Origin of the sequence: Microcystis sp. M090S1 (assembly GCF_020246295.1) — a bacterium.
Classification (GTDB): Bacteria; Cyanobacteriota; Cyanobacteriia; order Cyanobacteriales; family Microcystaceae; genus Microcystis; species Microcystis aeruginosa.
Genome location: NZ_JADBTF010000340.1, coordinates 1 through 5,350 on the forward strand (window position 1 = coordinate 1; position 5,350 = coordinate 5,350).

Sequence of the window (5,350 nt, forward strand, 5' to 3'; positions counted from 1 at the left end):
GGGTGTGGGGTGTGGGGTGTAGGGTTTTACCGATTTTGAGGGGGTCAATTACCTAATTTTCAGGGAAAAAGTCCAGGAATTTTTCCCCCGATCACTCCCAGATCCATTACTTTTTGATGGCCAAAAGGTCTAAAAGTTTTACCCAACAAGGTTTTTAGATTTATTCAGCAAACCCTACATATCAGGACAGGCAATAGGCAATAGGAGCAATAGATAATCAGTTTTTAATAACCGGATTTGGTATAACTATTCTCAATTATCACTCTAAACAGGATTTAGTCTGACAAGTCTCTGGTAAATGGCGATCGCTGAGAGACGAAAATCTTCTTAATGCTGGCAAAATTCTCCCTTGCAAGCGAGATGTCGCCAGCTATCTACGAATTAATTGCACCCAGCTACTGGGAACAGAAAAAGCTATATTTATAAGTAAATCGAATCTGTCTTTCTGTTTAAAGACCCATGGATAACAAAGTTCTCGACGTTCACCATCTCACCGTTGAATTTTCTAATCAGAAAAGAACAACAGTCGCCGTTAATAACATTAGTTTTAGCTTGCAGAAAGGTCAAGTTCTCGGTTGTGTGGGGGAGTCGGGTTCAGGAAAATCTGTCACCTCCCTCGCACTCATGGGATTGGTTCCTTCTCCGGGAAAAATTACCGGGGGAGAAATTTGCTTTCGTCCGGCAAAAGGTCAGTCAATGCAAGCAGTAGATTTATTATCTATTCCCCCGGAAGAATTGCGTTATTATCGCGGGGGAGAAATGGCGATGATTTTCCAAGAACCAATGAGTTCTCTTAATCCAGTTTATAACATCGAGTTTCAACTCACCGAAGCAATTTTACTGCATCAAAAAGTCACCACTGAACAGGCAAAAAATCAAGCCATCTCTCTACTGCAAGAAGTGCGCTTATTACCCAGTGATGAACAGTTAGAGGAGAAGTATATAGAAACTTTTCCCTTAGAAAATAAGGGTCATGTCAGAGAAACAATTAGAACTTATATTCAGGAACAAAAAGAAGCAATTCTCAAGCGTTATCCTCACGAATTATCGGGGGGACAATTACAAAGGGTAATGATTGCCATGGCGATTTCTTGTAATCCTACTCTATTAATTGCCGATGAACCAACCACCGCTTTAGATGTGACTGTCCAAGCAGAAATATTAAGATTATTAAGAGATTTGTGTAAAAGCGATCGAGAAATGTCAATGGTTTTTATCTCCCACGATTTAGGAGTTATTAATGAAATTGCCGATCAAATTGTCGTGATGTATCAAGGAGAAATCGTCGAACAGGGAACTAAAGAAGAAGTATTAAATTATCCCCAACATCCCTACACAAAAGGTTTACTTGCCTGTCGTCCTCGCTTAAACTCTCGTCCAGAAAAATTGCCCACTGTCAGCGATTTTTTACGAGTGGAAAAAGACTCTCAAGGTAAGATTATTGAATTACAGGAAATTACTCCACCAGCAGTTAAATTTATTACTCTCCAGGAGGAAGAAAGCAGAATTGAAGGTTTACAAGATCACGAGAATATTTTATCGGTAGAAAATTTATCGGTTAGATTTCCGGTTAAGGGAGTTTTCGGGCAATTAAAGACTTTTTTTAATGCCGTAGATCAGGTCAGTTTTGCCGTTAAACAGGGGGAAACTCTGGGTTTAGTCGGTGAATCGGGCTGCGGAAAATCCACTTTAGCAAGGACAATTCTGCGCTTAATTCCTGCCACTTCTGGAAATATCTATTTCCGAGGGGAAAATCTTGCTAAATTAAACCCCAGCGATCCAAAATTAAGACTACTGAGACGGGAATTACAGATAGTTTTTCAGAATCCCTACAACTCCCTGAATCCCCGTTTATCCATCGGTAAAGCAATTTTAGAACCGATGGTTATTCATCATACCGGCGGCAATTCCCAAAAGCGACGGGAACGAGTAGAATATTTATTAGAACGAGTTAAACTTGATCCTAATTGGTTTGATCGCTATCCCCATCAATTATCGGGAGGACAACGACAAAGGGTGTGTATTGCTCGCGCTTTAGCCTTAAATCCTCAGTTTATTATCTGTGATGAATCTGTCTCTGCTTTGGATGTTTCCGTGCAAGCGGGAGTCTTAAATTTACTCAAAGAATTACAGCAGGAATTTAATCTCACTTATATCTTTATTTCCCACGATTTAAGTGTCGTCAGATTTATGAGCGATCGCATTATGGTGATGAATAAAGGTAAAATTGAGGAAATGGGTACAGCTAACCAAATTATCAACTCTCCCCAAAGTGATTACACTCGTAAACTTATCGCTTCCATTCCCCAATTTACCGAAAGTCTTGCTAGTTAAAATTAGCCATCAAACCTAGAGGATTAGCTGCCTCTAATTGTGCCGATAAACCTAACAAAGTGATTTCATCAGCAGGTTTACCAACTAACTGAATTGCCACGGGTAAACCCTGACTATCCACTCCTGTGGGTAAAGCAATCGCGGGTAAACCACTCGCATTAGCAATCGGAGAAGGGGCAATCCAACGAATCATATTATTAACCGCTTCTTCCGGTGGTAAATTTTCCCACTCAGCAATTCCGGGGGGTTGATGTAGAAAAATTGGCAAAAGTAAGACATCAAAATTATCAAACATCGCCACAATTTGCCGCGAAATAACGTGCATCTGCCGCACCGCTTGCAGGTATTCCCCCGCGCTGCCAGAATTGTCCAATAACCATTGGTTAAGGGGACTTAATAACTCCCTGGGAATTGCCGCCGCTGCCGTCCCCGCTTGCCAAATACGGCGAAAAGGAGCGATTAAAGCCTGTAAATCGGGAGAATACTCCGTTAAATGATGCCCCATACCCTCTAAAATTTTAGCCGTCTCGATCACAGCATTTTTATAGACGGCAGCCGCTTCGCCGAAGGGGGATATGGAAGTAGAAAAAGCGATTCTTAGGGGTTTTACGCCTCTCTGAGTGGCTTGTAGGAAAGAAAAGGGCGGATCGGGTAGCCAGTAGGGATCGCCCGTCGTATAGCCCGAAATCACGGTAAGCAGCGCCGCCCCATCTGCCACCGTCTTAGAAAGAGTGCCGTTAGTGGCGATACCGCTTTGAAATTCCCCCACCGGGGCATAGGAAACGCGCCCGCGACTGGGTTTTATCCCCACCAAACCGCAACAACCCGCCGGAGTACGAATGGAACCGCCACCGTCGGAACCCTGGGCAATCGGGCAGAAACCCGCCGCTACCGCCGCCGCCGCACCGCCACTGGAACCTCCTGCGGTATAATCGCGGTTGAAGGGGTTACGAGTCGGCAAAAAACCCGGATTTTCGGTGTAGGGAAAGGAACCTAGCTGGGAAGTGGCAGTTTTGCCCAGAAGGATAAAACCCGCCATTTTCATTCTGGTGACGATTCCTTCGTCGTATTGGGCAATATTTCCCTGTAAGGCGGCGATTCCGTAACTAACCGGCATTCCAGCGACGGCATTTAAGTCTTTAATGGCGGTGGGAACTCCAAAAAAAGGCGGTAATTCGGCAGTAGCGGCGATTTGACTTAATTGTTCCGTTTGGGCGCCCGCGGTTGCTAGGGCGCTTTCCCTGGCGACATGGACAAAACTACCAATTTGACAGTCAAATTTCTCAATTCTGTCGAGGTATAAATGGGTTAATTCTAGGGGGGAGATTTGTTTAGTGCGAATCAGTTGGGCTAATTCTAGGGCAGATTTTTGCAATAATTCATCACTCATGAGCGATCGAGGTAAAATAGGTAAGTGAAAATAATTATATTCGTTAGTGATGGAGATGGTTTTAAAGGAAAAAGGAAAAAGTAAAAAAAGGGACATTGCCGTAAAAATTTCCCTATCCCCCCTTGTCTTGGAAAATTATGACCTCACAGTTAATTGAAATTCTCTCGGCTGACGAAATTCGTCGCACCCTTACCCGTTTAGCTTCCGAAGTTATCGAAAAAAGTGGCGATTTAAATAACTTGATTTTGATCGGTATCTACACGCGAGGAGTGCCTTTAGCTAATTTAATTGCTAGTCAAATTGAGAGCTTAGAAGGGGTAAAAGTTCCCGTGGGAGCGATCGATATTACCTTCTATCGCGACGATCTCGATCGCATTAAAACCCGCACTCCTGCTAAAACCAAAATGCCCCTAGATGTCACGGGAAAAACCGTGATTTTAGTCGATGATGTTATCTATAAAGGTCGCACGATCCGCGCCGCTTTCAATGCTATTATTGAGTATGGCAGACCGCAAAAAATCCGCTTATTAGTCCTCGTTGATCGTGGTCATCGGGAATTACCAATTCACCCGGATTTTACGGGCAAAAAACTCCCCACCGCAGCCGAGGAACAGGTAAAGGTTTATCTACAAGAGATTGACGGCAAAGATGGGGTGGAATTAATCAAATAAACAGGAGTTAAGACTATTAGCGAGGAAGGAGTTTGGTAACTAATCCCCAGAGGAAAATAAACAGGATTGCCCCGATAATAGCCACAAAAATACCCGGTATGCTCAAGCTAGAACTCCCTAGGGCAAAACTGCCAGTTTGAAGCAAATTTAACAGGGTTCCCCCCCACAAAAGCCCCGATAATTCCTAGCAAAGTCGTGGCAAAAATACCACCCCCCTGTCGCACCAGCAATAAAGCCCAAAATCATCCAAGAAATGACATTAATCATGATTTTAATCCCGTTCAGTTAATTTTGTCCTTGATGTTTTCGATTGCGTCCTGGGCGGCGTTTTTCATGTCCTCCAACAAATTTTCTGCCTTATCTTTGACATCAGCTGCCACGTTCATTGCCGCTGCTTGCACCTGCTTTAATTCTCCTTCTGCTTTCATTTTCTCGTCGCCAGTTAATTCTCCAGCAGCCGATTGTACTTTCCCCTCGACATTTTTGGCAGCAGCTTTCATTTTGTCTTCGATGCTCATAAATTTTTCCTCGGTCAAGAAATTGTTATTGTTATTTTTATAACACAAATGCGGTAATTACTGCCCTTTAAAAACGTAAATAAATCTTAAGTTTTTGGGAATAATTAGGGTTTGCTGAAAAAGTTTGTTGGTGGGGTTAGGAGTCAGGAGTCGGTCGTCAGGAGTCAGTAGCCGGTCGTTTCAGGCTTTGTTGCCCTCTTTTTGTGTACCAGTTTATGTACTAAAAAAGGATAATGCAAGGTTTTTGAAGGTCTTAATCCTATTTTCGCCGCATGAACATCGGATTTTAACAGGTCAAAAGCCGGTTCTTCGGTTTGTGTTATGCAATGGACGGGGGTTATAAGGGATGGAACCCTTATGTAGAAAGGCATTTGGCGATTTTTGTCAATTGTTTTTGATCTAGAGCGAACTAATCAATTAAGTCTCTTGCCAGATAA

General features: G+C 43.1%; 4 protein-coding genes. 2 read left to right on the forward strand and 2 right to left on the reverse strand.

Going from position 1 to position 5,350, the window contains the following annotated elements:
- Window positions 1–459: 459 nt before the first annotated feature.
- A complete protein-coding gene (locus IM477_RS15175) occupies window positions 460–2,334 on the forward strand; it encodes an ABC transporter ATP-binding protein (protein WP_287732406.1) in 1,875 nt (624 codons plus the stop codon).
- Here IM477_RS15175 and IM477_RS15180 read toward each other — a convergent pair.
- Entirely contained in the window at window positions 2,327–3,724 is a 1,398-nt protein-coding gene (locus IM477_RS15180; RefSeq protein WP_287732408.1) for an amidase, read from the reverse strand. The two genes, IM477_RS15175 and IM477_RS15180, sit on opposite strands and share 8 nt — an antisense overlap.
- A gap of 137 nt (window positions 3,725–3,861) precedes the next feature.
- Here IM477_RS15180 and pyrR point away from each other — a divergent pair, with 137 nt between their 5' ends.
- A complete protein-coding gene (pyrR, locus tag IM477_RS15185; protein ID WP_287732407.1) occupies window positions 3,862–4,395 on the forward strand; it encodes a bifunctional pyr operon transcriptional regulator/uracil phosphoribosyltransferase PyrR in 534 nt (177 codons plus the stop codon).
- Window positions 4,396–4,676: 281 nt separating this feature from the next.
- Here the strand turns inward: pyrR and IM477_RS15195 are convergent, their stop codons facing one another.
- A complete protein-coding gene (locus IM477_RS15195) occupies window positions 4,677–4,913 on the reverse strand; it encodes a CsbD family protein (RefSeq protein WP_052278120.1) in 237 nt (78 codons plus the stop codon).
- Between the last annotated feature and the right edge of the window lie 437 nt (window positions 4,914–5,350).

What these genes read in the sequence shown, in the direction of transcription:
- IM477_RS15195 (WP_052278120.1), bottom strand. Translation starts at nt 4,913, where the DNA reads ATGAGCATCGAAGACAAAATGAAAGCTGCTGCCAAAAATGTCGAGGGG.
- IM477_RS15175 (WP_287732406.1), top strand. Translation starts at nt 460, where the DNA reads ATGGATAACAAAGTTCTCGACGTTCACCATCTCACCGTTGAATTTTCT.
- IM477_RS15180 (WP_287732408.1), bottom strand. Translation starts at nt 3,724, where the DNA reads ATGAGTGATGAATTATTGCAAAAATCTGCCCTAGAATTAGCCCAACTG.
- pyrR (WP_287732407.1), top strand. Translation starts at nt 3,862, where the DNA reads ATGACCTCACAGTTAATTGAAATTCTCTCGGCTGACGAAATTCGTCGC.